This is a genomic window from Streptomyces sp. NRRL B-24484 (assembly GCF_000717715.1).
Classification (GTDB): Bacteria; Actinomycetota; Actinomycetes; order Streptomycetales; family Streptomycetaceae; genus Kitasatospora.
Window position 1 is genome coordinate 94,074 of sequence record NZ_JOAI01000022.1, and the last position, 24,804, is coordinate 118,877.

Here is a 24,804-nt window from a genome sequence, read left to right on the forward strand (position 1 = left end):
TCAAGCGCAGAAGAGGCCACTCCCGCACCGGTGTCCGTCGACCGGTCCGGTCTGCGCCGCCGGCGGCTACGGGGCTCCGGCCGGCCGTCGAGGTCGGCGCCCAGGGCGCCCTCCCCCTCGGGCCCGACGCCCCAGCACCCCTGAACCGCCGCACCACCCATCTCCAGGAGCGCCAATGTCCCGCCGCCACCAGCGACGCCGCCAGTCACCGCGGAGGCCGCGCAGACTGGCCGCGCCGCCGTTGCGCTTCTTCATGCCGCTGTCGCTGCTGGCGTGCCTGCTCCTGCTCATCGTCCTGCGCGGCCTGGCCACCAACGAGGTGTTCCACGACGCCCGGATCGCCGACTCGGCCGACCAAACGACCGTGCCGACGCAGGTGCTCAAGGGCGGCCCGGTCGTCGACGCGCGCGGCGACAAGAACGACGACCCGGTGAGCTACCGCATCCCGGACCGCACCGTCGTCCTGAGCTTCGACGACGGCCCCTCGGAGGAGTGGACCCCGAAGATCCTGGAGATCCTGGAGTCCCGCCACGTCCGCGCGGACTTCTTCGTCACCGGCGCCATGACCGCCCGCAACCCGGACCTGATCCGGAAGATCGTGGCGGGCGGCCACGAGATCGGCCTGCACAGCTTCACCCACCCCGACCTGGCGTTCCAGTCGCACGCCCGGATCAGCTGGGAGATGGCCCAGACCCAGCTGGCGCTGGCCGGCGTCGCGGGCGTGCACAGCTCGCTGTTCCGCCCGCCGTACTCGTCCAACGCGGCCGCGCTGGACGACTGGAGCTACCCGGTCGTCAAGTACCTGGGCGCCCGCGGCTACGTCACCGCGTTCATCGACCACGACACCGACGACTGGAAGCGTCCGGGTGTGGACGCGATCGTCAAGGAGGGGCTGCCGGCCAAGCCCGGTGCGGGCGAGCTGATCCTGCTGCACGACGCCGGTGGCGACCGCTCCCAGACGGTCGAGGCGCTCGGCCTGCTCATCGACAAGCTGCAGTCCGACGGCTACAAATTCGCCACCATCACCGAGGCGCTCGGCGCCTCCAGCGCCACCACGCCGGTGCACGGCTTCCAGCTGTGGGCGGGCAAGGCCTACATCTGGGCCACCCAGCTGGGCGTGCACACCCTGCCGGTACTGATCGCGCTGCTGGCCGTCGTCGGCTTCCTGAACTTCGGCCGGTTCGCGCTGATGCTGGTCCTCGCCCCGATCCACGCCCGCCGCAGCAAGCGGCCGGACCTCTGGGGCGATCCCGTCACCGAACCGGTCACCGTGCTCGTCCCGGCCTACAACGAGCGCGAGTGCATCGCCAACACCCTCAACTCGCTGGCCGCCAGTGACTACCCGATCGAGGTCATCGTCATCGACGACGGCTCCTCGGACGGCACGGCGGACATCGTCGAGGAGATGGCCATGCCGTTCGTCCGGCTGATCCGCCAGGTCAACGGCGGCAAGTCCAGCGCGCTCAACACCGGCATCGCGGCCGCCTCGTACGACATCGTCGTGATGATGGACGGCGACACCGTCTTCGAGCCGTCCACCGTGCGCGAGCTGGTCCAGCCCTTCGCCGACCCGGGGATCGGCGCCGTCTCCGGCAACGCCAAGGTCGGCAACCGCGACACCCTGATCGGCTCCTGGCAGCACATCGAGTACGTCCTCGGCCACAACCTGGACCGCCGGATGTACGACATGCTCGGCATCATCCCGACCATCCCCGGCGCGGTCGGCGCCTTCCGCAAGGAGGCCCTGCAGGCGGTCGGCGGCATGAGCGACGACACCCTCGCCGAGGACACCGACATCACCATGGCGGTGCTCTGCGAAGGCTGGCGGGTCGTCTACGCCGAGCGCGCCCGCGCCTGGACCGAGGCCCCCGCGAGCCTCCAGCAGCTCTGGTCCCAGCGGTACCGCTGGAGCTACGGCTCGATGCAGGCGATGTGGAAGCACCGCCGCGCCGTCACCGCCCGCGGGCCGGCCGGGCGCTTCGGCCGCCTCGGACTGCCGCTCGTCGTGATGTTCGGCGTCGTCGCCCCGCTGCTGGCGCCGCTGGTCGACATCTTCCTGCTGTACGGCGTGTTCTTCGCGGACGCCGGGCTGACCCTCACCAGCTTCGGCGGCTTCCTGATGATCCAGGCGGTGCTGTCCTGGTACGCCTTCCGGCTCGACCGCGAGAAGCCCTGGCACCTGATCAGCCTGCCGACCCAGCAGCTGGTCTACCGGCAGCTGATGTACATCGTCCTGCTGCAGTCCGCGATCACCGCGGTGACCGGTGGCCGACTGCGCTGGCAGAAGCTCCGGCGCACCGGCGAGGTCGCCGTACCGGTGGAGGCGTGACGGCGGATCCTTCCGCCGGGTGACCCTGCGGCCACCCGGGGCACCGTCGGCCGAGGGCCCGCACGAGGACAGCCGAAAGCCCTGCACGAGGACATGGGCGGCCGTGGGAGACCACGGCCGCCCTCGCCGTTCCTGCGCGGGGGCAGGGCGGCCCGCACCCACACCCGGGCCGGCGCGTTCGCCGCCCGCTTGCCCGCTCCGTGGACACCGGACGGCCGTCACGGCAGGCGGAGCTCGGCCCAGACCGTCTTGCCCGTGTCGTCGCGGCGGTGGCCCCAGGCTTCGGCGATGTGGTCGACGATGCGCAGGCCGCGGTGGTGCGGCTCCCCCGGCCGCACGGGGAGGATCCGCGGTGCCGCCGGGCCGGTGTCGACGACGTCGATCCGCAGCCGGTCGCCGCTTGCGGCGAGCCACAGGTCCAGGGCCACCGGGCCGCCCGCGTGGTCGACGGCGTTGGCGAGCAGTTCGGCCGCCACCAGCAGCACGTCGTGCACCACCGCCGGGTTCGTCCCGGGCCGCCACTGCGCCAGGGCGAGCCTGACGAAGTCGATGCCGCGGCGGACGCCGACGCCCCGTTCGCCCGGACGGAAGTCCAGGCGGCAGTGGGCCGAGGCGGCAAGCGGTGGGCACATGACCGTGGTCGCGCAGGTCGGAGGGGAGCGTTCGTCGGCCTTCGCGCCTACCCCGCCGCATCCGTCCCATGCCTCGCTCGGGGCGCCCTACGATGCGGGCGGGCCCCGGTGGTGCCGCTCCGGTTCGAGGTCGGGGCGGATCGGGAACAGCACCTCGGTTCCGGTGATCGCCAGGGTTCGGCGCACGCTGGTGCTGGGGGCGAGGGGGACCAGCGGGATGCCGTGCGCGTGTGCGGCGCGGCGGGCGACGAACAGGGTGTTCAGCCCGCTGGAGGTGAACATGACGACGCCGGAGAGGTCCACGGCCAGGACGGCCGGACGCCGGCCGAGGGCCGCGTCCAGGGCCCGCTGCACCTGCTCCTCGTTCTCCAGGTGCAGCAACCCGGCCACCGTGCACACCACCGTCTCCGCCGTGGAGGAGGTACGGATCCTCAGGTCGGGTGCCGGCCCGGCCCGCTGCGCAAGACCGTCGTCGGACGTCATGGCGTGCCCTCCGAGCCCACCGCTCCGGGCGCACCACGGGTTGCGCCCGGCCCGCACTCCGCTCGGACAACCGCGCTGACCTGCCGACATGCACGGATGGTCACCGGGCGGGGTCCCTGATGGGGCTTGTCTGCGGCACGGTTCGGCGTAGCGTGAACAGTCAGTAGCGGAGTCCGTGATGAGAGCGTGGGCGCACGGTCGGTCGAGCACCGTCTCCGCCGCCGAAGTCAGGGTGGCGCGACGGGCGGGGGCCGAGCCGCCCCGCGGACCGCCGGCCCGGGGGTCCCGGGTTCGTCTCCGATCACCTCGCACGGACGACGGTTCCTCATGCGCATACCCGTCTCGCAGACGCTGACCCTGCACCCGCCGGGCCCGGGCGGCTTCACCTGCCCGGGCGGCCAGACCCTGGTGCCGGCTGACGTCACCTCCACGAACGTGAGCCTCACCGACACCACCAACAACGTCGCGGCGACCATTCCCGGCACCTTCAGCACGGTCTTCGTGACCTTCTGCAAGTGACCTCCGGCGCCGTCCTGCCGTCGCGATCGGCCCACGACGGCCGATCCCGCACGTGAGGTGAGGCACCGCCCGCCCGCGCGCCGTACCGAGGCCGGGCGGGTGGGCCCGAACCGCCACGGCATGTCCCAGGGCGAAGGAGCCGGTTCATGGACGAGTCGTTCTTCCACGCGGGTGGTGTCTACCGGCACGACGGGGACGGCACGCCCGGCGGCACGTGCCTGTTCGTCGTGGTGCACGTCGGGCGGCCACCGGAGGGCTTCGGCCACCCGAACGGGGCGGGCGAGGTCGCCTTCGGCTGGCGCCGCTGCACCCTGCCAGACGGCACCCCCGCCCCGCGGGGCTCCTACGCCACGGCCGACTTCACCGGCTGGCACGAGATCGGCGACTCCGAACTCGCCGCCGCACTCGGCGACACGCCACTCCCCCGCGGCCCCGCACCGCCCGTCCGGGCCCGGCAGAAGCGATCCGACTGACCGCGACCGGGCCGGACGTGGCAGGGTGCAGCCCCGCCCGAGCGCGGACTCAGTCGGTCGGCGGCTCGCGGCGGAAGGTGTCCTGGCCGATGACGGTGGATTTCCAGGCGTCGTCGGGGCCGGTCGCGGTGGTGAACAGCCAGCCGGCGACGATGCGCTCGCTGTCCGGGAAGTACTGGCCGTTCCAGCTCGTCGTGGCGGCGGCGCCGGCGCGGTCGTCACGCCAGGCGACCGTCCACCCCAGGGCCACACCGGGCGCACCCGGGCGGACGTCGAGCCGTCCGATGAGATCCCGCCGCCCGGCCGGGCCCGCCCCGGGCTCGAAGGTGCCCGTCAGCAGGCCCTCCGCGTCGGCCCGAAGCCGCAGACGGGAACCGAACTCGTTGTACCAGTCGCCCGTGACGCCCATCCCCACGCCCGATCCCTTCTGTCCGGACACCGCCGCCCTGGCACGGTCCTCTCCCCGGCATCGTCACCCGTAACGGGCCGTCCGGCGCGCGGCGCTACTGCAGACCACCGACAGCACCGCACCGACCGACCGGGACGGCTCCGCCCGGGGGCGGAACGTTCGCACACCAAGGGAACGTCGGCCGCCCCGGTCGGCACCCGGGTGCTCGCCCTGGACGGCCACGCCGACATGGACACCGTCTTCGACATCACCGACGCACCGCGTCCGGCGGCCTGTTCGGCCCTCTGACGGCCGCCGGGTCCCTGCGAGGATCCAGCCGCTGCCGATCCCGCCGGACGATGCCGGGTCCGTCGTGCCGGAAGCCGGAACCCGGGTCAGTCCTTGGCGGTGTGGTAGATGACCGTCCCCACCGCCCAGAGCACCAGCCCCCCCCGAGCGCCACCACGGTGAGGGCCACGCAGCCCAGCTTGCTCCAGAACCGCGACCACCACTCGGCCCGCCGGCCCTCGGGGGTGTCCACCCGCCAGGCCGCCGGTACCTCCACCCGGCCCTCGGCGAGGTCTGCGGCCGTCCGCTCGACGTCCTCCTGTTGGTAGTCGTGGAAGGTCGGCGCCGCGCCGTACGTGCCGCGGCTCCCCCCGCCGAAGGTGCGGTGGCGTACGCCCGTTCGCGATGCCACCTGCCGGACGTGGTCCGTCCTGATCCGCCAGCGCCCTGCGGTCTCCGTCCCCGTCAGCCACTGCTGTTCCCCGCCGTCCGGCTGCTCGGGCATCCGACCCCCTCCCGCTCGTGCGCCGTCCCCCAGTAGAGCCGACCGTGCGGACGGTGACCAGAGGGCGCCGGAGGGCGGTCGGCCCGGGAGGAACCCGGTGTCCGGGACCGGGGCCGAATCCGCGAAGGGCCGGTCGGCGCAGGGCTGTTGCGGTCGGCTCCCGCCACGCGGCGGACGGGCCGGGCTCAGGACGGCGGGCGCGCGGCACCGCCGCCGTCGGGTCCGCTGAGGAGGTGTCGGGAACACGGTGGCCGGCTGTGGGACCGGCCACCGCGTCGATCCGCCCGCCACCGGCTGTCGGGGGGAGTCAGCGGGTGGGGGACCGTCCGCACCGCATCGGCGGTGCTCGATGGGAACAACGAACACGGCGGCCGGAGGGGCACGGCGGCTCCGTCGGATCGTGCGGTACCTGGAGGTCGGACCGCCCGGGCCGGGACGCACGCCTCCCCCGGGCCGTCCCGCCGCGCGGGAGCAGGACGGCGGTCAGGGCCGGCCGCGCTCGGGTTCGCAGCCGGCCCTTGTCGCACCAGGGTGTCGCAACGGCGGGTGGGAGTGCGGACGGCTTGCGCCGCCGGGGCTGTGCAGTCGCTCCGGCGTGCGACGGGGCTCCGCTGCACGGAGCAGTCCGTGCCGGGGCGGCCGGACGCTCGGGCGGGTGGCCGCCCCGGTGGCGCTACAGGGTCTGCAGGACGGCGGCCACCTTGCCGATGACGGTGGCACGCTCGCCCGGGACGGCCCGGCGGTCGGCGTCGCGCGGGAGGAGCCACGTGAAGTTCCCCCCGGATCTTGGACAGCTCGATACTGGGACGGTTGGTCCCGGAGGAAGCAGTCGAGATCGTGAGTGGCAAGAGCGGTAAGCGGTACACGGCCGAGTTCAAGAAGGACGCGGTGGAGCTGGTGCTTTCCACCGGGCGGACCCCGACCGAGGTGGCCAGGGAGCTCGGTGTCAGTGCCGAGGGCCTGCGTGCGTGGGTCAAGCAGGCGAAGACCGACCGGGGGCCAGGGCCCTGCTGGGGCGCTGACCAGCGATGAGCGGGAGGAGCTGCGGCGGATCCTCACGACCCGCGAGGATGCGGGTCATGACCGTCGAAACAGGCCGCGCGCCCCAGCGTTCGACACACTCGACGCCGTTGGTGTTCGCTGCCGGTGCGGTCATCGGCGTTCTGGGCGGGATGATCGGCCTGGGCGGTGCGGAGTTCCGCCTGCCCGTGCTGATTGGTCTGTTCGGGTTCGCCGCGCTCTCCGCCGTCATCCTGGACAAGGCGATGAGCCTGATCGTCGTCCTGGCCGCGCTGCCCGCCCGCCTGGTGGCGGTGCCCGCCTCGGAGGTGGCCGCGCACTGGCCCATCGCGGTCAACCTGCTCGCCGGGAGCCTGCTCGGGGCCTGGGCCGGAGCAAACTGGGCGGTGCGGATGCGCAGCTCCACCCTCTACAAGGTGTCGGCCGCCTTGATGGTGCTCATGGCCGCCGCGCTGCTGGTCACCCACATGTCCACGCTCGGCACGCTCACGCTGCCGCTGTGGGCCCAGGTGCCTTGTGGTGTCGCGTGACAGCGGCCACGGGGAATTCCCCACGGACGGCCACTTACGGATGTAGCGGTGGGTGACCACTGTCGGCCGGAGATCGTCAGCCGTGGGCTCGTGGCCGGTTGTCCGGCTGGCGTCTCCCGGCCCGAGTCGGTGCGTTCGGCGGCGTGCGGTCAGACGAGACGCCTGGCGGTTCGGTGATCCTCTCCCCGGCCGCTGCAGCGGCCGGGGAGAGGATCAGTTACCCGGCCGAGGCTGCACGACAAGCCACCCAGCAGATCCCGCCTGCGGAAGTTGAGCACACCTGGGAATGGGCCCACGCCGGAGCGGCGGCGCGTGCAAGTATGCCGACGTGACGATGACCAACACCGGCAACCTTCGTACCGCGACCGCGCGCGATGGCGCGGCGTTGCTCCGACTCTGGGAGCAGCTCTTCGATGAGGCGGGCCAGCAGGAGCCGTGGGGACGTCACGCAGCTGAGTGGTTCGCCCGCTTTGTGGAGGATCGGGGAAATGCTCGCTTCCCGGTGATCGAGGTCAACGGTGCGATCGTCGCCACAGCGATCGGCACTCTCGAACTCGGCGTGCCCAACCCCCAATGCACCAAGGGGCGCACCGTGCGCCTCGCGAACGTCATCACCCTGGCCGAACACCGCGGACAAGGCTATGGAACGGCGCTCGTCCTCGACGTGCTCAGCTGGGCAAGGTCCATCAACGCCGACCGTGTTGACCTGAGCGCCACTGCGGAGGGCAAGCGGCTCTACGAGAAGCTCGGCTTCACGCTGACTGCAGCCCCGCGGATGAAATTCGTCCTGTAGCGCACTGCTCGCCTTCGCACAGGACCGCGCGCAGAGTCTCGCGGCTGACAGCGATCGCATCGAACTGTCGACCCGCCGGCGACTACGCGTTGTGACATTCACGGCCAGATGGCTCCCCGCTGACTGGCCGCGAGTGGGGAAGCTGGACTGGCCACTGACAGTCGCGGCAGGGTTCGGCATCGGAGTGGTCGCGGCGATCATGGGCGTGGCCGGGGGCGAGCTGCCGATCCCGACGATCGTGCTGCTGTTCGCCGTCGACATCAAGACCGCGGGGAGCCTGTCCTCGTGGTGTCCCTGCCGACCATGCTGGTCGCGTTCGCCCGCTACAGCCGGGACGGCAGCTTCGCCGTCCTGGGCGCCAATCGTCGCTTCACCCTGGTGATGGCCACGGGCTCGATCGTCGGCGCACTCCTCGGCGGACTGCTGCTCGAAATGTTCTCGGACCTGATTCTCGTGCCTGCGCTGGCCGTGATCCTGTTCGTCTCCGCAGTCAAGCTCGCCCGGCACGACTGAGCCTGTGCAGCCCGGCACCCCACACGGCCCGGGCGGTATGGCCGCCCGGGCCGCGAAGCTGCGGGCGTCGCGTCAGGCGACGGGTGCGAGCCGCGGGGAGTCCTCGCCCAGGCCTGCGACGGTGTCCGCGAGCGCGGCGAGGTACCGCTCGGCGTCCAGGGCCGCCTGGCACCCGCTGCCGGCCGCGGTGATGGCCTGGCGGTAGGTGTGGTCGACGACGTCGCCGGCGCCGAACACGCCCGCGATGTTGGTGCGGGTGGAGGGGGATGCCACCTTCAGGTAGCCCTCGTCGTCCAGGTCGAGCTGGCCGGTGAACAGTTCGGTGCGCGGGTCGTGGCCGATCGCGATGAACAGGCCGGACGCCGCGAGCTCGCGCTCCTCACCGGTGACCGTGTCGCGCAGGGTGACGCCGGAGACCAGCTGGTCGCCGTGGATCGCGGCGACCTCGCTGTTCCACGCGAAGGTGATCTTCTCGTCGGCGAACGCCCGGTTCTGCATCGCCTTCGACGCCCGGAGGCTGTCGCGGCGGTGCACGATCGTCACCGAGTTCGCGAAGCGGGTGAGGAACGTGGCCTCCTCCAGCGCGGTGTCGCCGCCGCCGACCACGACGACGTCCTTCCCGCGGAAGAAGAACCCGTCGCAGGTCGCACACCAGGACACGCCGCGGCCCGACAGCTCGTCCTCGCGGGGGATGCCGAGCTTGCGGTAGCCGGAGCCAGTGGCGACGATCACCGTCTTGGCGCGGTGGACGGTGCCCTCGGAGTCGGTCAGCAGCTTGATGTCCCCGGTGAGGTCGACCTCGATGATGTCGTCGTCGATCATCTCGGCGCCGAACTTCTCGGCCTGGGCCCGCATGTCGGTCATGAGGTCGGGGCCGTCGATGCCGTTCGGGAAGCCGGGGAAGTTCTCGACCTCGGTGGTGGTGGTGAGCGAGCCGCCGACGAAGATCGAGCTGCCGAACAGCAGTGGCTTGAGCTGGGCACGGGCGGTGTAGAGGGCGGCGGTGTACCCGGCGGGGCCGGAGCCGATGATGACGACCTCGCGCACCTCGGCGGCGGTGTCCTGGTTCGCGGTCATGAGGACGTCAGCTCTCCTGTCCGGCAGCGGCCTTGGCGTCGATCTCGGCGATGAGGTCCTCGATGAGGCCCTTGATCTCGTCGCGGATCGGGCGGACGGCCGCGACGCCCTGGCCGGCCGGGTCTTCGAGCTTCCAGTCCAGGTACTTCTTGCCGGGGAAGTACGGGCAGGCGTCGCCGCAGCCCATGGTGATCACGTAGTCCGATGCCCGGACGGCCTCGGTGGTGAGGATCTTCGGCTTCTGGTCGGAGATGTCGATGCCGAGCTCCGCCATCGCGGCGACGGCGGAGGGGTTGACCTGGTCGCCGGGCATGGAGCCGGCCGAGCGGACCTCGACGCGGTCGCCGGCGAGGTGGGTGAGGAAGCCCGCGGCCATCTGGGAGCGGCCGGCGTTGTGGATGCAGACGAACAGCACGGAGGCGAGCGGCGCGGTCATGCGGGATGTCCTTCGATGGCAGGGCGCGGGCGGTGTTGCGAAGACACGCAGGTGCGGCCCGGTGACGGGCAAAGGGCAGGGCTCGCCAAGCGGGCCCGACACGGGTAACGTATCAGTCTATGGTGACGTCAGTCGACAGTGATGTGTTGAAGGTCTTGGCCGACCCGCTGCGGATGCAGATCGTGCAGCTCCTCGCCCGCGAGGCGCTGTGCACGACCCATCTCGTGGAGGAGACCGGCGCGAGACAGACCAACCTGTCGAACCACCTGAAGCTGCTTCGGGACGCCGGGCTCGTGGACACCGAGCCGTGCGGGCGCTTCACCTACTACTCACTCCGCCCCGAGGCCCTGGAGGCCCTGGCCGGAGACCTCGCCGGGCTGGCCGCCACCGCCCGCGAGGCAGCGGGCCGCAAGCGGTCCTGCTGACCCTCCCACCACAGCCCCACCGGCGGCCTGCCCCGCCCTGCATGAGGAGTGTCCTTGAGCGCCATGGACGAGGCGAGATCCGAGACTGCCCCAGTGAACCACGTGGACCCCGTCGAGGAGCCGCTGGCGGTCGAGCCGCCGACGGTGCCGCTGCCGAACCGGGTGGCGGCCGAGCTGGTCGGCACCGCCGCCCTGGTCGCGGTCGTGGTCGGCTCGGGCATCCAGGCCACCGAGCTCACCCAGGACGTCGGCCTGCAGCTGCTGGCCAACTCCCTGGCCACGGTCTTCGGCCTCGGCATCCTGATCCTGCTGCTCGGCCCGGTCTCCGGCGCGCACTTCAACCCGGTGGTGACCCTCGCCGAGTGGTGGTCCGGCCGCAAGGACCCCAAGGGCCTCGGACCCCGGGAGGTCGCCGCGTACATCCCGGCGCAGATCGCAGGCGCGATCGCCGGGGCGATCCTGGCGGACGCCATGTTCGGCGAGGCGCTGGTGAAGTGGTCCACCCACGACCGCTCCGCCGGGCACCTGCTGCTCGGCGAGGTCGTCGCCACCGCCGGCCTGGTGCTGCTGATCTTCGGACTCGGCAAGAGCGACCTGCTCAGGTTCGCGCCGGTCGCGGTCGCCTCCTACATCGGCGCCGCGTACTGGTTCACCTCCTCCACCTCGTTCGCGAACCCGGCGGTGACGATCGGCCGCGCGTTCACGGACACGTTCGCCGGCATCGCCCCGAGCTCGGTTCCCGGGTTTGTCGGCATGCAGCTGATCGGCGGCGTCGCGGGCCTGGCCCTGGTGGCGCTGATCTTCACCCACCGCACCGGCCGCAAGTAGCCGCCACCGCCCGCCGCACACCCGGACCGGGCAACGGTGCGGCGGCCTCTCTTTCTCCGGGGAGCCGTTGATGAGCCCGCAGCCCACGGCCGTTGACGTCCTGGTCGTGGGTGGCGGACAGGCCGGACTCGCAGCCGGCTACTACCTGCGCCGCGCGAAGCTCGACTTCGCGATCCTCGACGCCTCCACCGCGCCGGGCGGCTCCTGGCAGCACTACTGGGACAGCCTGCGCCTGTTCTCGCCGGCCGCCTACTCCTCGCTGCCCGGCCGGCCGATGCCCGCCCAGGCCGGGCAGACCTACCCGGATGCCGACCACGTCGCCCGGTACCTCGCCGAGTACGAGAAGCGCTACGACCTGCCCGTCCACCGCCCCGTGACGGTCCGGGCGATCGAGGACACCGCCGACGGCCGACTGCTGGCCCGCACCGACGCCGGCACCTGGCGGGCCGGAGCACTGGTCATGGCCACCGGCACCTGGTCACGCCCGTTCATCCCCGCCCTGCCCGGCCGCGAGCACTTCGAGGGCCGCCAGGTCCACACCCACGGCTACCGCACCGCCGCCGACTTCACCGGCCAGCGGGTCGTCGTGGTCGGCGGCGGCAACTCCGGCGCCCAGATCGCCGCCGACCTCACCGGTCACGCCGCCGCCGTCCGCTGGACCACCCTGCGCCCGCCGCGTTTCCTCCCGGACGAGATCGACGGCCGGGCCCTGTTCGAGATCGCCACCCGCCGCGTCAACGGCGACGGCCCCCGGATCAGCGACCTCGGCGACATCGTGGCCACCGACCCCGTCCGTACCGCCCGCGACGCCGGCCTGCTCACCGCCCACCCGATGTTCGAACGGATGGAGCCGGACACCGTGGTCTGGGCGGGCGGCGAGCGGTGGCCGTGCGACGCGGTCATCTGGTGCACCGGCTTCCGCCCGGCCCTCGGGCCGCTTGCCGCACTCGGCCTGCGCGGCGGCGCCGGCCGGATCCCCACCGACGGCACCCGGGCCCTGGCCGACGAGCGGATCCGTCTGCTCGGCTACGGCGACTGGACCGGTCCGGCGTCCGCCACCCTCATCGGCGTCGGCCGCACCGCCCGCCAGGCCGTCGCGGAGATCCAGCAACGCCTCGCCTGACGTACCGCTCAGTCGACGGCCGGGCTGCGGCGCTCCATCAGCGCGACGTCGCGCCAGGTGCCGCGGTGGCGGCCGATACGCTCCCGGGTGCCGATCACCCGGAACCCCGCCCGCGTGTGCAGGGCGAGGCTGGCGGTGTTCTCCGGGAACACCCCGGACTGGATCGTCCAGATCCCGGCCGCCTCCGTCGAGCCGATCAGCGCCTCCAGCAGCCGGCTGGCGACGCCGCGGCCGCGCGCACCGGGGTGGACGTAGACCGAGTGCTCGACCACCCCGGCGTACGCGCACCGGTCCGAGACCCGACTCGCCGCGACCCAGCCCAGCACCTCGCCCGCCGCGTCCAGCGCGACGAAGCGGTGGTCCGGAAGCCTGCCCGCGTCGAACGCCTCCCAGCCGGGAGCGGCCGTCTCGAAGGTGGCGTTCCCCTCGTCGATCCCCGCCTGATAGATCGCCAGCACCTGCCCCGCATGGGAGTCCGTCATCGGGACGATCGCGACGTCAGCGGCCATGGCCGGTGTCCTCGCTCTCGCCCAGGATCGCCCTGACCGCGGCCGGGAAGACCGCCATACAGGTCCGGTTGACCTCGTACCGGGTAGAGGTGCCGTGCTTCTCGGGCAGGACGAAGCGGACCTCGGCAAGGACCCTCAGGTGGTGGGAGACCGTCGACTGCCCGATCGGCGACCGCTCGACGATCTCGCCCACGCTCATCGGCCGGCCCTCGGTGGCGAGCAGGTGCAGCAGCTGGATCCGGGTCGGGTCGGCGAGCGCCTTGAACCACGCCGCGTACAGCGCGGCGGCCTCGGCGTCGATCACGGGGGTGGTGCATCCAGACTCATTCATCGACAATCGACGATAGTCGATGAACTGGGCGGGCCGGAAGTCCCCGCACGGCCCCGGCGCCCGGGCGGGCGTGTCCGGTCAGCCGCCGGCCGCGGCAAGCATGCCGGCCATGGCGGCGAGCACGCCCGGGGCGACGCGGTAGTAGACCCAGGTGCCGCGGCGCTCGGATGTGAGCAGGCCGGCCTCGCGGAGCTTCTTGAGGTGGTGGGAGACGGTGGGCTGGGAGACGCCGACGTCCTGGATGTCGCACACGCACGCCTCGCCGCCCTCGTGCGAGGCGACCCGGGAGAACAGCCGCAGCCGCACCGGGTCGGACAGGGCCTTGAACATCGCCGCCATCTTGACCGAGTCCTCCTCCGACAGCGGGGCGGAGGTCAGCGGCGGGCAGCACGGCACGGCCTCCGGCTCCAGCACCGGCAGCTCGATCACCTGGAGATTCGACATGTGTCTATGTTGGCATCCGTCGAATCACTTCGGAAGTCCCACCTCCGCCCGACGGAGGCGGCCGCGCATCCACCACCCTCCAGGCGCTCCAGATTTCGACGAATGTCTATGTTGACGCTCATCGAAGCAGGTGCCATGCTAGCCACACAGCAGGCCATCGACAAACGTCGAAACAAGGCCCCTTCGCCTCCGGGAGGCAGCCATGACCGAGCCCACCCCCGCCGCAACCGCCCAGCCCGCCACCGGCTGCTGCTGCGCCAAGAGCGACGCCCCCACCCCGGCGGTCGAGGTGAAGACCGCGTCGGCCCCGTGCTGCGGCACCGCGACGGACGCCGCCAAGGCCGGCGCCTGTTGCGCCCCGGCCGCCAAGAGCGAGGCCGTCGCCGCCGGCGCCGGCTGCTGCTGACCCGCCCCCGCCCGAACCGCCCGACCGATCCATCGAGCCGGAGATCCCGAGATGAGCGAGAACACCCCCACCGCCGCCCTGCCCGTCGCCGTCGTCGGCGCCGGCCCGATCGGCCTCGCCGCCGCCGCCCACCTGATCGAGCGCGGCATTGAGCCCTTGGTTCTGGAGGCCGGGCCCGCCGCGGGCACGGCGGTGCGCGAGTGGGCCCACGTGCGGCTGTTCTCCCCGTGGGCGGAGGTGGTCGACCCGGCCGCCGAGAAGCTCCTGACTCCCACCGGCTGGACCCGGCCCGACGGCACCGTCTACCCGTCCGGCGGCGACTGGGCGACGCAGTACCTGCAGCCGCTCGCCGACGTCCTCGGCGGTCGCGTCCACTACAACAGCCAGGTGACCGGAGTGGCCCGCGCCGGACGGGACCGCATCGTCGACTCCGGCCGCGACGAGCAGCCGTTCACCGTCCACGTCGAGCACGCCGACGGGTCCGAGGAGCGGATCCTGGTGCGCGCCGTCGTCGACGCGTCCGGGACCTGGTCCACCCCGAACCCGCTCGGCGCCAACGGCCTCCCGGCGCTCGGCGAGCGCGCCGCGAACGGCCGGATCTCCTACCGAATCCCGGACCTCATGGACCCGGCCGTCCGGCAGCGGTTCGCGGGCAAGCGCACCGCCGTGGTCGGCACCGGCGCCTCCGCCTTCACCGCACTGGCCTACCTCGCCGACCTCGCCAGGACCGAGCCCGGCACCCACGCCGTGTGGGTCCTGCGCCGCGGCATCACCGGCTCGACGTACGGCGGCGGCGAGGCCGACCAGCTGCCCGCCCGCGGCGCGCTCGGCCTGCGCGCCAAGAAGGCCGTCGAGGACGGCCACGCCAGCGCGCTCACCGGCTTCCGCACCGCAGCCGTCGAGACCGAGGGCGACCAGGTCGTCCTGGTCGCCGAGGACGGCCGCCGCAGCGAGAGCGTCGACCAGGTCGTCGTCCTGACCGGCCTGCGCCCGGACCTGTCCTTCCTGTCCGAAATCCGGCTCGGCCTCGACGAGCGCCTCCAGGCCCCGACCGCCCTCGCCCCGCTCATCGACCCGAACCAGCACTCCTGCGGCACCGTGTACCCGCACGGCGCGGCCGAGCTCGCCCACCCCGAGCAGGGCGTGTTCCTGGTCGGCATGAAGTCCTACGGCCGGGCGCCGACGTTCCTCGCCATGACCGGCTACGAGCAGGTCCGCTCCGTCGCGGCCCACCTCGCCGGCGACCTGGAGGCCGCCGCGCGCGTCGAACTCACCCTCCCCGAGACCGGGGTCTGCGGCGGCGCCGGCCTGTTCGACGAGCCCGCCGCGGCCCAGAGCGACGGCGGTGGCTGCTGCTCGGTGCCGGCCGCACCGCAGCTGATCACCCTCGGCGCCCCCGGCAGCGAATCCTCGTCGTGCTCCACCAGTGGCGGCTGCTGACCGGGCCCGTGACGACCGCTCAGGCCAGCGGGGCCGCGACCGGAACGGGGGACCGGTCGCGGCCCCGCGCCGCACTTCCCGCCCTGTGCGTCACCCAGATCACCGGCTGGGGCATCCTCTACTACGCCTTCCCCGTCCTCACCCCGCGCCTCATCGCCGACACCGGCTGGAGCACCGCGCAGACGACCGCCGCATTCACCGCCGCCCTCCTCCTGTCGGCCGTCACGGGCATCCCGGTCGGCCGGATCGTCGACCGGCACGGCCCCCGCACCGTGATGACCACAGGCTCCGGCCTCGGCGTTGTGGCGCTCGCCGCCGTAGCGTCCGCCCCGAGCCTGCCCCTGTTCTTCGCCGCCTGGCTGCTCGCCGGCACCGCCATGGCCGCCACCTTCTACCAGCCCGCCTTCACCGCCCTCACCCGCTGGCACCAGCCCGACCACGTCCGGGCGCTGACCACCGTCACCCTCGCCGGCGGCCTCGCCTCCACCGTCTTCGCCCCCGCCACCGCCGCCCTCGCCGACCACCTCAGCTGGCGGACCACCTACCTCGTCCTCGCCGCAGTCCTCGCAGGAGTCACCATCCCGCTGCACGCCCTGGCGCTGCGCCACCCCTGGCCCCAGGAACCGCACACCACGGCACACTCCGGACCCGCGGCCGTCCGGAGCCCGGCGAGGACCAGGCCGTTCCTCCTGCTCGCCGCCGCGTTCACCCTGTCCGGGTTCGCGATGTACGGCGTCGTCTTCAACACCGTCCCGCTCCTCACCGAACGCGGCGCCGGCCCCACCACCGCGGCCTGGGCCCTCGGCCTCGGCGGTCTCGGCCAGACCCTCGGCCGCACCCTCTACTCCACCCTCGCCCGGCACACCGGAGCCACCAGCCGCACCACGACGCTGATCGCCGCCGGAGGCACCACCACCCTCCTGCTAGCCCTGGTGCCCGGCCCCGTACCCCTGCTCGCAGGCATGGCGATCCTGGCCGGCACCATCCGCGGCAACCTCACCCTGCTCCACGCCACTGCCGTCACCGACCGCTGGGGCACCAACGCCTACGGCCACCTCACCGCACAACTCGCCGCCCCCGCGACCATCGCCGGAGCGCTCGCCCCCTGGGCCTCCAGCGCACTGGCCCCCACCCTCGGCGGCTATCCCGCCCTGTTCACCGTCCTCGCCGCCCTGTCAGCCGCGGCCGCCCTGCTCACGCTGGGCACGGCCCCGCCACGACAGCAGCCTGATGACGTCCGTACCAGTTGAGCCGCGGCAGAGATGATGCTCACTTGACGTGATGGCCCACCGCAGTCGACAACCCAGCAGGGACCAGAACCCGCGCGGCCCTCCCACCACCCGCGTCAGCCACCCGTCGGTTCGCCGACACACCCACGCAGGAATGCGGGAGCCCATCGGCTTCGCAGCAGCATGAGGCCGACCGCGTCGGCGAGGGCGGCCGCGACCTCGGGCCGGCGCTCCCCCGGGTACTCCGCGAGCAGCAGGCGGTCGAGGGCGACGCCGAGCTCGGCGGCGGCGACCAGGCCGAGGCCCTGCAGGCCGACGGCTGCGCACCAGGTGCCTGCGGTGGTGGCGGCGGCAGCGAGGGCGAGCATCAGCGCGGCGTCCCCGCCGACGGAGACGACGGTGCCGGGGCGCAGGCCGCGCTCGGGCAGGAGGTCGTGCAGCGCAGGCAGGACGGGCACCAGCGGTCCTGGCCGGGACGGCCGGAGCTGGGCCGTCAGGGCGCTGAGCGTCGTCTCCACACGCATGGGATCGAACAAAGTTCCGCAGAAGGCGCTGTGCCGCACCCTCACAGAACTCGGCTACGGCACCGGGGGCAGCCACGGCGTCTCGCTCCTGGACGTCGGCGGCTTCGATGCCGGGCCCTACATGTCGATGCCGGACCACCAGCCCTGCCAGCGGATCCAGTAGCCCCTGCCCACGCCGGACCCACCCTCCGACAGGCGATCCGCCGAAGCCGTCGGTGGTCAATGGGCACCGGGATCGGGGGATCGCGGGTGATCCTCGATCGCAGCGGACTCGGGCTCGCTGTCCCCGTCCGGGGCCGGGCGGCCGCGGCGGCCGCCTACGGACTGCTCGGCGCTGGCGCAACTGCCCTGCGGCACCCGGCCTTCGGAGCACGGATTCCCGTGCCGCCCAGGGTACGAGGGGTCGGCGCCTGCCGTGCGGCGTTGAAGGCCGCCACCCGTCGTGCGGGCGGCGGCCTTCAGGGCCTCGGCGGGGTGCGGCCCGTGAGCGGCGGCGGGCCGGGCCTCGACCGGGTTCCCTCGGTGAGGCGTCCGCTCACCAGCCGTGGAGGGCGTCGCGCAGGGTGTCGCCGGCGAGTTTGAGGGCGACGTTGTTGGCGGCGGTGTCGCGCAGGCTGTCGAGCATCATGAAGTCGTGCACCATGCCCAGGATGCGCACGGCGGTGACCTGGACCCCGGCGGCGCGCAGCTTCGCGGCGTAGGCCTCGCCCTCGTCGCGGAGCACGTCGGCCTCGTCGGTGATGATCAGGGTCCGCGGCATGGCCCGGAGCTGCTCCGCGGAGGCGCGCAGGGGTGAGGCGTGCGGGTCGGCCCGCTCGGCGGGGTCGGTCGTGTACTGGTCCCAGAACCACTGCATGCCCTCGCGGGTCAGGAAGTAGCCCTCGGCGAACTGCCGGTAGGAGGGGGTGTCGAAGGCGGCGTCGGTGACCGGGTAGAGCAGCACCTGGCAGGCGAGGTCCAGCCCGCCGCGTTCGGCGTTCATCATCGCGAAGACGGTCGACATGTTGCCGCCGACCGAGTCGCCGCAGACCGCCACGGTGCCCGGGTCGAGGTTCCGGGCCGGTCCGTGCTCCCGGAGCCACTGGCCGACGGCGTAGTTCTGTTCGATCTGGGTCGGGTACTTGGCCTCGGGCGCGCGGGTGTAGACGGGGAAGACGACGGCGGCGTTCGCACGGACGGCGAGTTCGCGCACGAGGCGGTCGTGGGTGTTCTCGTCGCCGAAGACCCAGCCCGCGCCGTGGATGTAGAGGATCACCGGCAGCATGCCGGTGGCTCCGGTGGGACGGACGATGCGGGTGCGGACCGTGCCGTACGCGCCGGTGTCGACGTCGAGCCACTCCTCGTCGACGGCGGGCTTGTCGACGCCGGCGCCGGTCTGCAGGCCCGCGAGGACGTCGCGGCCTTCGGGCGGGGCGAGTTCGTAGATGCGCGGGTGCGGGTCGGTGGCCTTCGCCAGATCGGTGGCGGCCGGTTCCAGGACCGGGGCGGTCGGGCGGGAGGTCGTGGCCATAGGGGAGCCTCCGTGAGGTCGTCGGGCGGCCCGGGAGGGCCGCCGCGCGCGACCATCCTTTCCGCGCCCGGTGCGGGGCGCGTGCCGGGTCCTCGGACGTGGGGCCGAACGGGTGACCCGTAAGCCGTCCGCGTCAGCCGGGGCGCGTCAGCCGCCGAGCGGCACGGCCTGCGGGAAGCGGAACAGCCCGGTCGGGTCGTACGTGCGCCTGACGCTCCGCAGCCGGGCCGCGTTGGCGCCGTAGTAGGCCTGTTCCCAGCCGTCCAGCCGGGGGTCGACGTAGTTCTGGTACGCCTGCCCGCTCGCATGGGGACGCATCGCCGTCCACACCCCGTCCAGCCAGCTCCAGGACCGGTCGGCGTCGGTCCCGCCGGTCACCCCTGCCGGGAAGTTGGCGGTGTACTGCGCCGTGAAGAGGCCGTCGCGGTGGACGAAGGCGGTGTCGCCCGCCGCCACCCGGTTGATCGCGCCGCCGAGGGCGTCGAACGCCACCCCGGCGCTGCCGCCCTGCGGGCCGGTGCGCGGGTAGCGCTCGACCGCGGCGACCAGGGCCCGGGCGCCGTCGGCGTCGAGCGGCCGGGTGAAGACGTCGGACTTGGCACCGTACGACTCGCGGGGCACCCGCCCGGCCGGGTTCTGGCCGGGCAGGCTGCCCGGCAGGTGCGAGGCGGCCTGCGAGTACCCGGACACGCCGCCCATCGCCTGCATGGTCGCCAGGTAGGACGCCGCGTGCAGCTTCGGCGCGGTCGGGGCGACCGTCAGCCGGTCGATCAGGTCGGCCAGTTCGCCCTTCGGGCCGAGGTAGGTGACGGTGCTGCCCAGCTGGGTCCGGCCGTCCGCCCACACCAGCAGGTGCAGGTCCGCCCAGAGCGCGTCCGGCGCGGACGGCGCCCAGGCCTGCCAGGCGGCGATGACGGCCACCGCCTGCGACCACGGCCAGCTCAGGAAGGCGTACGAGCAGTCCGCGGCCGGGTGTGTCCGGAAGGAGAAGGAGGTGACGATCCCGAAGTTGCCGCCGCCCCCGCCGCGCAGCGCCCAGAAGAGGTCGGGCTTGGAGGAGGCGTCGACCGTCCGGATCCGGCCGTCGGCCGTCACCACCTCCGCCCCGGTCAGGCTGTCGCAGGTCAGCCCGTAGGCCCGGCCCGTGACGCCGATCCCGCCGCCGAGCGTGAGGCCCGCGACCCCGACCGTCGGGCAGCTCCCGGCGGGCACCGTGACCCCGGCCGCGGCCAGCCCGGTGTAGACGTCGATGAGCCGCGCCCCGGCACCGACCCGCGCCCCGGCCGCGTCCCCCGACACCCCGGCCAGTCGGCTCACGTCGATCACCAGTCCGCTCCCGGAGGACCAGCCGGCGTAGCTGTGCCCGCCGCTGCGCGCGGCCACCGGCAGCCCGTACCGGCGCGCGAAGGCCAGGCAGGCGGCCACGTCCTCGGCGTGGCCCGGGTAGGCGACGCCCTGCGGCCGGAGCGTGTCGTACTGCGGCTGGAAGAGCCGGCCGGCCGCGGCGTACCGCGCGTCCCCGGGGCGGATCAGTTGCCCGTCCAGGTCCTGGGCCAGCCCCGCCCAGTCGGCGGCCTTGGGCGAGCCGGGAGCGGCGGACGGCGACACGCTCACTGAGGTGGACGGCGCAGCGCCGGTCGAGCCCGTTGCCCGCGGTGAACCGTGCGGCTCCGCCCCGCCGCCCGAACACCCGGCGAGGCCCGCCGCTGCGGCCCCCAGCACGCCCGCCCCGAGGACGGCCCTGCGGGAGACGGTCCGCTCGTCCATGTGCCGACTCCCTCTCTCGACCTCGCGCCCCGCCGTGCGGCGCCCGCCGGGCGCCGCACACATCCGTTCAGGCCTCGGGATCGGTGACGGCCGCGGCCCGCAGCAGCGTCACCTCCGCCTCCAGTTCGGCGACCCGGGACTCCAGCCGGCTCACGTCCCGCAGGGCGTCCCGGCGTCCCTCCTTGTTGCGCTTGGCCACCTCGCTCAGGGTGTCCACCCGGTCCGCGAAGGCGTCGCGTTCCTCGGCGATCGGCTGCACGACCTGCAGCGCGACCACCTCGGCGATCCAGTCCACCCACGCCGCGATGTGCCGCTCGCCCTCGGAGTCCCGGAGCACGGCACCACGCAGCCCCGAGACCATGGCCGGGCCGATGGCTTCGGCGATGCGCTGCTGCGGACCGAACGGCTCGGGCACACCTGCTCCTGACTGTGACGGGGCGGACAGCCACCGGTGAGCGGCTCCGGTTCCAACGCCGAAGATTCTCCCACGCACCGCACCACCACCCGTCCCCACCCGGTGACCCGCGCCCGCCCGACGCCGCCGCCGACGCCGCTGTCCCGGGGACTCGCCGCCGACGAGCCAGCCCGAACGGGTGACGGGGCGCTCCCGGAGGAACACCGGAAGCCTGAGCCCGCGGGACCACCAGCGGCGCCGCCGGGATGCCGGGCAGCCCGGCCGGACGGGCGTCCGCCTCGTCGCCACTGCCGAAGAACCGGTCGTGATCCGGTCCGCGCCGGGCGAGTACGAGCCGTGGACGGCGGCCGGGGCCGGATTTCGCAACCCGGGCGTGGCGGTCCGTCCGCACCAGTAGCGTTGCCCCACATGGGGGTTGGCAGCCGAGAGCGGGGGGCGAACATGCCGTCGGAACTGGTCACGACCGTGCTGCCGCTGGTCGGTGTCGCGCTGGGTGCAGCGGGATCCTTCGCCGCCCAGTACCTCGTCACGAGGGAGACCAAGAAGCAGGCGTCCCGCGCGGCGCAGGCGGCGCTCCGCGCCGAGCGCAAGGAGGCGATCCTGGCGTTCCTGGACGTCTGCCAGCGGGTGGAGCGCGCCGCCGAGCACCGCTTCCAGAACGACAACGCGTTCGTCGAAGGCTCCCCGGAGCTGACCCACGAGATGCGGTTCCGTCAGAAGTGCCTCGACCTCGTCGCCGGCCGCCACCTGGGCGGTACCGCGCTCGACTTCACCGACTGCCTGACCGCCGCCGCCTACGGCCGCGTCCCTGCCGGCAAGGACGTCTGGACCTTCATCAAGGAGGGCCGCACCCCGTTCATGGAGGCCGCCAAGGCGGAACTCGGCATCGTCGCGGACTGACCCGCCACCCGGCCGTCGGCGGGCAGCCGGCCCCGGCTCCACCCGCCCCGGCTACCAGAACTGCGCGAGTGCACTCTCCTTGAACGGTGCCGGGCTGACCGACAGGTCGCCGGCGAAGGGGCGGTCGAGGACGACGACCAGGAGCAGGCTGAATCCGATCAGGGCGGCGACCGCCCCGACGAACACCAGCCGGATGCGCCCGCTGCGGCTGCCGTGGAGGAAGGTGAGCGGAAGCATCACCAGGGCGCCGCCCAGCACCAGGACCTTCAGCAGGACCGGGAGTTCCTGGTTGCTCTGGTCGATCCGGGCGCGCCGCTGCGTGACCACGTCGTCCAGGCTGGCGACGGCCTGCTCGTAGTACGCCTGCTCGACCGCGCTCTGCGGCTCGTACGAGCGCAGCGCCGTGTAGATGGCCTCCACCCGGCCCCCTGCCACGAGGTAGTCCGCCGTGCCGGTCTTCATCCGGGGCCAGGTCTCCTCGACGACGGTGTGCACGTAGTCGCGGACCGCCGCGTCGACCGCGGCACGGGGTCCGGCGGGGAACGCCCCGACGTCCCGGACGATCTTCGACGCCGAGGTCGCCTCGGTCGCCACCACCGTCGAGGCGGTCTCCAGCTGGGTCCACAGGTTGACGATCACGAAGGCGAGGATGATGCCGTAGATCGCGCCGAACATGCCGAGCACCACGCCGACCATCTCGTTGTGGTCCCCGCGGGCCAGCGCCGGGTACCGGCGGCACGTCAGCATGCTGCCGGCCACCGCGAGCAGGACGAACCCGCCGACGATCACCAGGGTCAGCGTCAGGGCGGAGAAGTGGTTGAGCAGCCAGAGTTCCACGGCGGTTCCTGTCGGATCGTGACCGAGGCAAAACAGGACGCATGCGGATGGTAATCACACCGCCGCCCTCGCATCCCTCATTCACCCCCCTGGCGGCGACGCGACACCTACCGGAGGACGCCGGCCGAGCCGAACGTCCCTGTCCGGCTCCGGGGAGGGTCGCGTCAGCCGCGGACCGTAGGGTGGCGGCGATCGGCGTCGGAACGGGCACTCGGGGGGACACATGACCATGCATCGGCCAGGACTGCCGGAGGACCTTCCGCCGGCCGAGGAGCTGTGGGCGCGCTGGGCGCTGCTCGCCGCCCTCGAGGCGACCACGGAGCACGAGGAGCGCCCGCCGCGACACCGGACCGGCCGGTGGATCGACGACGACGGCCTCCACTGGGACGACTGCGGCTGCACCTGGTGGGTGATGTCCGACCTGGGCGGCGGCCGGTTCGTGCTCTACGGCGAGGACGAGGCGAGCGACGTCAAGTGGCACCGGCCCGCGATCGACGTCCTGGCGGGCGGCCCGGACTGGCTGCCCCACGAGGAGCTGCGCGACCGGCTCGAAGGCTGCGAGCTCGGCTGCGTCTACTGGTACGAGAACGGCGCCTGGGCCCGGGCCCCGTACCCGGACGACCTCGCCGACGACGGCCTGGAGTGCGGCATGAGCTACTTCGTCGACCGCGCCGAGGTCCTGGACGAACTGACGAACCACCTGGACGCCACGGTCGACGGGCCGAGCGCGGACAGCCTCCTGGCCGACGCCGAGGCGTACCGGCTGGAGCCGCACGCGCTGCTGGAGCGCTTGGGCCGGACCAACCGCTACGACGATCCGCTGGACCGGCCGGCGCTCACCCGGGCACTGGCCCGCGCGGGCCTGACCGGGCGGTTCGCGGTGCCCGACGCGTCCTGACGGCCCGTAGGACGGCAGCGCGGCGGCCGGGCACCGGGGCAGCCACGACGGTGTCACGGTCGCCGCGGTCAAGGCGGTTCGGGTCACGGATCTGTCCCGGCGGTCGGTGACGGCGTCGAGGGTGCCCGGTGGCGATGTGATGCCACGTCAGGGCAGGTCCGTGGCGGGATGCCGCGCGGCGCGGCGGGCGGCGGCACGGGTGGTTCCCGGCCGTACATGTCACAGCACTGTCCTGGCGGCGGCCCGGACGGAACGGTTCGGCCGGGCGGGCGGTCCTGGTCTTCGGAAACCCGCTCACCGAGCACCACCGCCCCACCTTGAGGAGAACACCGTGCGCGTCCGCAAGCTCGCCTTCGCCGCCCTCGCCGTCACCGCCGCCCTCTCGCTCACCGCCTGTCAGGACGACGGCGCGGACACCGCGGCCGGCGCCCCGGCCACGTCCACCGGTGCCGCCCCGAGCGGCGGCCCGGCCTCCGGCGGTGCGGCCCCGGGCGGACCGGCGTCGAGCACCCCGGGAAAGGGCGGCACCCCGACCACCGCCGCACCGGCCGGCTCCACCGGGGCCGGTAAGACCGCCAAGTGCCGGACCGCGGACCTGACCATCACCGCCGCGGACCGCACCATCACCGGCGAAGCGGAGAACACCGTCGCGGTCGAGCTGAAGAACCACAGCGGGAAGGACTGCACGATCGCCGGGTACGCGGGCGTCGACCTGAAGACCTCCGCGGGCACACTCTCCGCCAAGCGCTCCGGCGAGCCGGTCGTCGCGGGCGTCCTGAAGAGCGGCAAGTCCACGTACTTCGACATCAGTTACCCGGCCAACACCTCGGGCGGCTCCGGCGTCCGGATCACCGGCCTGGTCGTGACCCCGCCGGACGAGACCCACCCGGTCACCCTGTCCTGGCCCGGCGCCGGCTCGCTGCCCGTCACGGACGGCAGCGGATCCCCGGTGAAGATCGGCCCGATGGGAAGCGCCGGCCAGGGCGAGTGACGGCGCGGCGCCCGTCTGGCGCGCCCCGCCGGGGAAGGCGTACCGCTTCCTGGATGTCGGCGAGAGGTCCTAGGGTGCCCCCGTGCATGTTGATGATCTTCAGTGGCAGCTGGACCACAGCCGCGGCGTCCTGCCCCGGCTGGTGGACGAGATCCTCGAACGGGGCGGTCCGGAGCCGTTGGTCGAGGCGGCGCGGGCTCGGGGCGACTGGTTCTGCGCGGAGGGTGCGGTGCGCGGGCTG

30 protein-coding genes are annotated in these 24,804 nt (G+C 73.3%); 17 read left to right on the top strand and 13 right to left on the bottom strand.

Annotated features, from left to right (window positions below):
- Positions 1 to 175 precede the first annotated feature (175 nt).
- Positions 176 to 2,329 carry a bifunctional polysaccharide deacetylase/glycosyltransferase family 2 protein gene (locus IE98_RS0120780; RefSeq protein ID WP_052390750.1) on the top strand — a complete coding sequence of 718 codons (2,154 nt, stop codon included), beginning with the start codon at positions 176 to 178 and terminating at the stop codon, positions 2,327 to 2,329.
- Between the two features lie 218 nt (positions 2,330 to 2,547).
- Here the strand turns inward: IE98_RS0120780 and IE98_RS0120785 are convergent, their stop codons facing one another.
- Both IE98_RS0120785 and IE98_RS42785 read right to left on the bottom strand, forming a co-directional pair.
- On the bottom strand, positions 2,548 to 2,961 hold the full coding sequence (locus IE98_RS0120785) for an ATP-binding protein (RefSeq protein ID WP_052390751.1): 414 nt from the start codon (positions 2,959 to 2,961) through the stop codon (positions 2,548 to 2,550).
- Positions 2,962 to 3,048: 87 nt separating this feature from the next.
- Positions 3,049 to 3,444 carry an STAS domain-containing protein gene (locus IE98_RS42785; RefSeq protein WP_043174683.1) on the bottom strand — a complete coding sequence of 132 codons (396 nt, stop codon included), beginning with the start codon at positions 3,442 to 3,444 and terminating at the stop codon, positions 3,049 to 3,051.
- Between the two features lie 327 nt (positions 3,445 to 3,771).
- Here IE98_RS42785 and IE98_RS48115 point away from each other — a divergent pair, with 327 nt between their 5' ends.
- Both IE98_RS48115 and IE98_RS48120 read left to right on the top strand, forming a co-directional pair.
- Positions 3,772 to 3,963 carry a hypothetical protein gene (locus tag IE98_RS48115; protein WP_030271014.1) on the top strand — a complete coding sequence of 64 codons (192 nt, stop codon included), beginning with the start codon at positions 3,772 to 3,774 and terminating at the stop codon, positions 3,961 to 3,963.
- Between the two features lie 146 nt (positions 3,964 to 4,109).
- Positions 4,110 to 4,436, top strand: coding sequence for a hypothetical protein (locus tag IE98_RS48120; RefSeq protein ID WP_030271016.1), 327 nt, complete (start codon positions 4,110 to 4,112; stop codon positions 4,434 to 4,436).
- Between the two features lie 49 nt (positions 4,437 to 4,485).
- On the opposite strand, the gene IE98_RS0120805 is transcribed toward IE98_RS48120, so the two are convergent.
- On the bottom strand, positions 4,486 to 4,845 hold the full coding sequence (locus IE98_RS0120805) for an avidin/streptavidin family protein (protein WP_030271017.1): 360 nt from the start codon (positions 4,843 to 4,845) through the stop codon (positions 4,486 to 4,488).
- A gap of 1,609 nt (positions 4,846 to 6,454) precedes the next feature.
- On the opposite strand from IE98_RS0120805, the gene IE98_RS42790 reads away from it, so the two are divergent.
- From IE98_RS42790 to IE98_RS50985, 4 genes are all read left to right on the top strand, one after another.
- Positions 6,455 to 6,649, top strand: coding sequence for a transposase (locus IE98_RS42790; protein ID WP_106976648.1), 195 nt, complete (start codon positions 6,455 to 6,457; stop codon positions 6,647 to 6,649).
- Between the two features lie 47 nt (positions 6,650 to 6,696).
- Positions 6,697 to 7,167 carry a sulfite exporter TauE/SafE family protein gene (locus IE98_RS0120825; RefSeq protein ID WP_030271020.1) on the top strand — a complete coding sequence of 157 codons (471 nt, stop codon included), beginning with the start codon at positions 6,697 to 6,699 and terminating at the stop codon, positions 7,165 to 7,167.
- Between the two features lie 334 nt (positions 7,168 to 7,501).
- Positions 7,502 to 7,960, top strand: a complete 459-nt coding sequence (locus IE98_RS0120830; protein ID WP_234443615.1) for a GNAT family N-acetyltransferase — start codon at positions 7,502 to 7,504, stop codon at positions 7,958 to 7,960.
- Between the two features lie 303 nt (positions 7,961 to 8,263).
- Positions 8,264 to 8,473, top strand: coding sequence for a hypothetical protein (locus IE98_RS50985; RefSeq protein ID WP_234443611.1), 210 nt, complete (start codon positions 8,264 to 8,266; stop codon positions 8,471 to 8,473).
- A gap of 72 nt (positions 8,474 to 8,545) precedes the next feature.
- On the opposite strand, the gene trxB is transcribed toward IE98_RS50985, so the two are convergent.
- Positions 8,546 to 9,550: a thioredoxin-disulfide reductase gene (gene trxB / locus IE98_RS0120840; RefSeq protein WP_030271024.1), complete on the bottom strand. Its 1,005-nt coding sequence runs from the start codon at positions 9,548 to 9,550 to the stop codon at positions 8,546 to 8,548.
- Positions 9,551 to 9,557: 7 nt separating this feature from the next.
- Positions 9,558 to 9,986: an arsenate reductase ArsC gene (locus IE98_RS0120845; protein WP_030271026.1), complete on the bottom strand. Its 429-nt coding sequence runs from the start codon at positions 9,984 to 9,986 to the stop codon at positions 9,558 to 9,560.
- A 119-nt stretch (positions 9,987 to 10,105) separates the two neighbouring features.
- Between IE98_RS0120845 and IE98_RS0120850 the strand changes: the two genes are divergently transcribed.
- The 3 genes from IE98_RS0120850 to IE98_RS0120860 all read left to right on the top strand — a co-directional run bounded on the left by IE98_RS0120850 (position 10,106) and on the right by IE98_RS0120860 (position 12,362).
- Complete coding sequence (locus IE98_RS0120850; protein ID WP_030271029.1) at positions 10,106 to 10,411, top strand: ArsR/SmtB family transcription factor; 306 nt, start codon at positions 10,106 to 10,108, stop codon at positions 10,409 to 10,411.
- Between the two features lie 63 nt (positions 10,412 to 10,474).
- Complete coding sequence (locus tag IE98_RS0120855) at positions 10,475 to 11,239, top strand: aquaporin (protein ID WP_078661175.1); 765 nt, start codon at positions 10,475 to 10,477, stop codon at positions 11,237 to 11,239.
- A gap of 70 nt (positions 11,240 to 11,309) precedes the next feature.
- On the top strand, positions 11,310 to 12,362 hold the full coding sequence (locus IE98_RS0120860; RefSeq protein WP_030271035.1) for an ArsO family NAD(P)H-dependent flavin-containing monooxygenase: 1,053 nt from the start codon (positions 11,310 to 11,312) through the stop codon (positions 12,360 to 12,362).
- Between the two features lie 8 nt (positions 12,363 to 12,370).
- Here IE98_RS0120860 and IE98_RS0120865 read toward each other — a convergent pair whose 3' ends face one another.
- From IE98_RS0120865 to IE98_RS0120875, 3 genes are all read right to left on the bottom strand, one after another.
- On the bottom strand, positions 12,371 to 12,871 hold the full coding sequence (locus IE98_RS0120865) for a GNAT family N-acetyltransferase (RefSeq protein WP_030271037.1): 501 nt from the start codon (positions 12,869 to 12,871) through the stop codon (positions 12,371 to 12,373).
- Positions 12,861 to 13,202: an ArsR/SmtB family transcription factor gene (locus IE98_RS0120870; protein ID WP_030271039.1), complete on the bottom strand. Its 342-nt coding sequence runs from the start codon at positions 13,200 to 13,202 to the stop codon at positions 12,861 to 12,863. The genes IE98_RS0120865 and IE98_RS0120870 overlap by 11 nt, the downstream gene beginning before the upstream one ends.
- Positions 13,203 to 13,280: 78 nt before the next feature.
- The gene (locus IE98_RS0120875; protein WP_030271041.1) at positions 13,281 to 13,646 is read right to left on the bottom strand and encodes an ArsR/SmtB family transcription factor; all 366 of its coding nucleotides are present in this window, start codon (positions 13,644 to 13,646) and stop codon (positions 13,281 to 13,283) included.
- A 202-nt stretch (positions 13,647 to 13,848) separates the two neighbouring features.
- Here IE98_RS0120875 and IE98_RS0120880 point away from each other — a divergent pair, with 202 nt between their 5' ends.
- The 3 genes from IE98_RS0120880 to IE98_RS0120890 are packed head-to-tail and all read left to right on the top strand — an operon-like array spanning position 13,849 to position 16,742.
- A complete protein-coding gene (locus IE98_RS0120880; protein ID WP_030271043.1) occupies positions 13,849 to 14,052 on the top strand; it encodes a hypothetical protein in 204 nt (67 codons plus the stop codon).
- Positions 14,053 to 14,103: 51 nt separating this feature from the next.
- Positions 14,104 to 15,492: an NAD(P)-binding domain-containing protein gene (locus IE98_RS0120885; RefSeq protein ID WP_030271045.1), complete on the top strand. Its 1,389-nt coding sequence runs from the start codon at positions 14,104 to 14,106 to the stop codon at positions 15,490 to 15,492.
- A gap of 8 nt (positions 15,493 to 15,500) precedes the next feature.
- Positions 15,501 to 16,742, top strand: a complete 1,242-nt coding sequence (locus IE98_RS0120890; RefSeq protein WP_043174715.1) for an MFS transporter — start codon at positions 15,501 to 15,503, stop codon at positions 16,740 to 16,742.
- Positions 16,743 to 16,837: 95 nt separating this feature from the next.
- Here IE98_RS0120890 and IE98_RS0120895 read toward each other — a convergent pair whose 3' ends face one another.
- A complete protein-coding gene (locus IE98_RS0120895; RefSeq protein ID WP_159400996.1) occupies positions 16,838 to 17,245 on the bottom strand; it encodes a hypothetical protein in 408 nt (135 codons plus the stop codon).
- Between IE98_RS0120895 and IE98_RS49280 the strand changes: the two genes are divergently transcribed.
- Complete coding sequence (locus tag IE98_RS49280; protein WP_159400997.1) at positions 17,244 to 17,408, top strand: hypothetical protein; 165 nt, start codon at positions 17,244 to 17,246, stop codon at positions 17,406 to 17,408. The two genes, IE98_RS0120895 and IE98_RS49280, sit on opposite strands and share 2 nt — an antisense overlap.
- A gap of 372 nt (positions 17,409 to 17,780) precedes the next feature.
- Here the strand turns inward: IE98_RS49280 and IE98_RS0120905 are convergent, their stop codons facing one another.
- From IE98_RS0120905 to IE98_RS0120915, 3 genes are all read right to left on the bottom strand, one after another.
- A complete protein-coding gene (locus IE98_RS0120905; RefSeq protein WP_030271052.1) occupies positions 17,781 to 18,755 on the bottom strand; it encodes an alpha/beta hydrolase in 975 nt (324 codons plus the stop codon).
- A gap of 147 nt (positions 18,756 to 18,902) precedes the next feature.
- A complete protein-coding gene (locus IE98_RS0120910) occupies positions 18,903 to 20,522 on the bottom strand; it encodes an FAD-binding oxidoreductase (RefSeq protein WP_030271054.1) in 1,620 nt (539 codons plus the stop codon).
- Between the two features lie 67 nt (positions 20,523 to 20,589).
- Positions 20,590 to 20,937: a hypothetical protein gene (locus IE98_RS0120915; protein WP_030271056.1), complete on the bottom strand. Its 348-nt coding sequence runs from the start codon at positions 20,935 to 20,937 to the stop codon at positions 20,590 to 20,592.
- A gap of 441 nt (positions 20,938 to 21,378) precedes the next feature.
- Between IE98_RS0120915 and IE98_RS44835 the strand changes: the two genes are divergently transcribed.
- A complete protein-coding gene (locus IE98_RS44835) occupies positions 21,379 to 21,837 on the top strand; it encodes a hypothetical protein (RefSeq protein ID WP_052390756.1) in 459 nt (152 codons plus the stop codon).
- 51 nt (positions 21,838 to 21,888) lie between these two features.
- On the opposite strand, the gene IE98_RS0120925 is transcribed toward IE98_RS44835, so the two are convergent.
- Positions 21,889 to 22,674, bottom strand: a complete 786-nt coding sequence (locus IE98_RS0120925; protein ID WP_030271060.1) for a DUF4239 domain-containing protein — start codon at positions 22,672 to 22,674, stop codon at positions 21,889 to 21,891.
- A 229-nt stretch (positions 22,675 to 22,903) separates the two neighbouring features.
- Between IE98_RS0120925 and IE98_RS0120930 the strand changes: the two genes are divergently transcribed.
- Both IE98_RS0120930 and IE98_RS0120935 read left to right on the top strand, forming a co-directional pair.
- Positions 22,904 to 23,572, top strand: coding sequence for a hypothetical protein (locus IE98_RS0120930; RefSeq protein ID WP_234443612.1), 669 nt, complete (start codon positions 22,904 to 22,906; stop codon positions 23,570 to 23,572).
- A 331-nt stretch (positions 23,573 to 23,903) separates the two neighbouring features.
- Positions 23,904 to 24,563 (top strand): DUF4232 domain-containing protein, encoded by a 660-nt coding sequence (locus tag IE98_RS0120935; RefSeq protein ID WP_030271063.1) that lies wholly within the window; start codon positions 23,904 to 23,906, stop codon positions 24,561 to 24,563.
- Positions 24,564 to 24,804 lie beyond the last annotated feature (241 nt).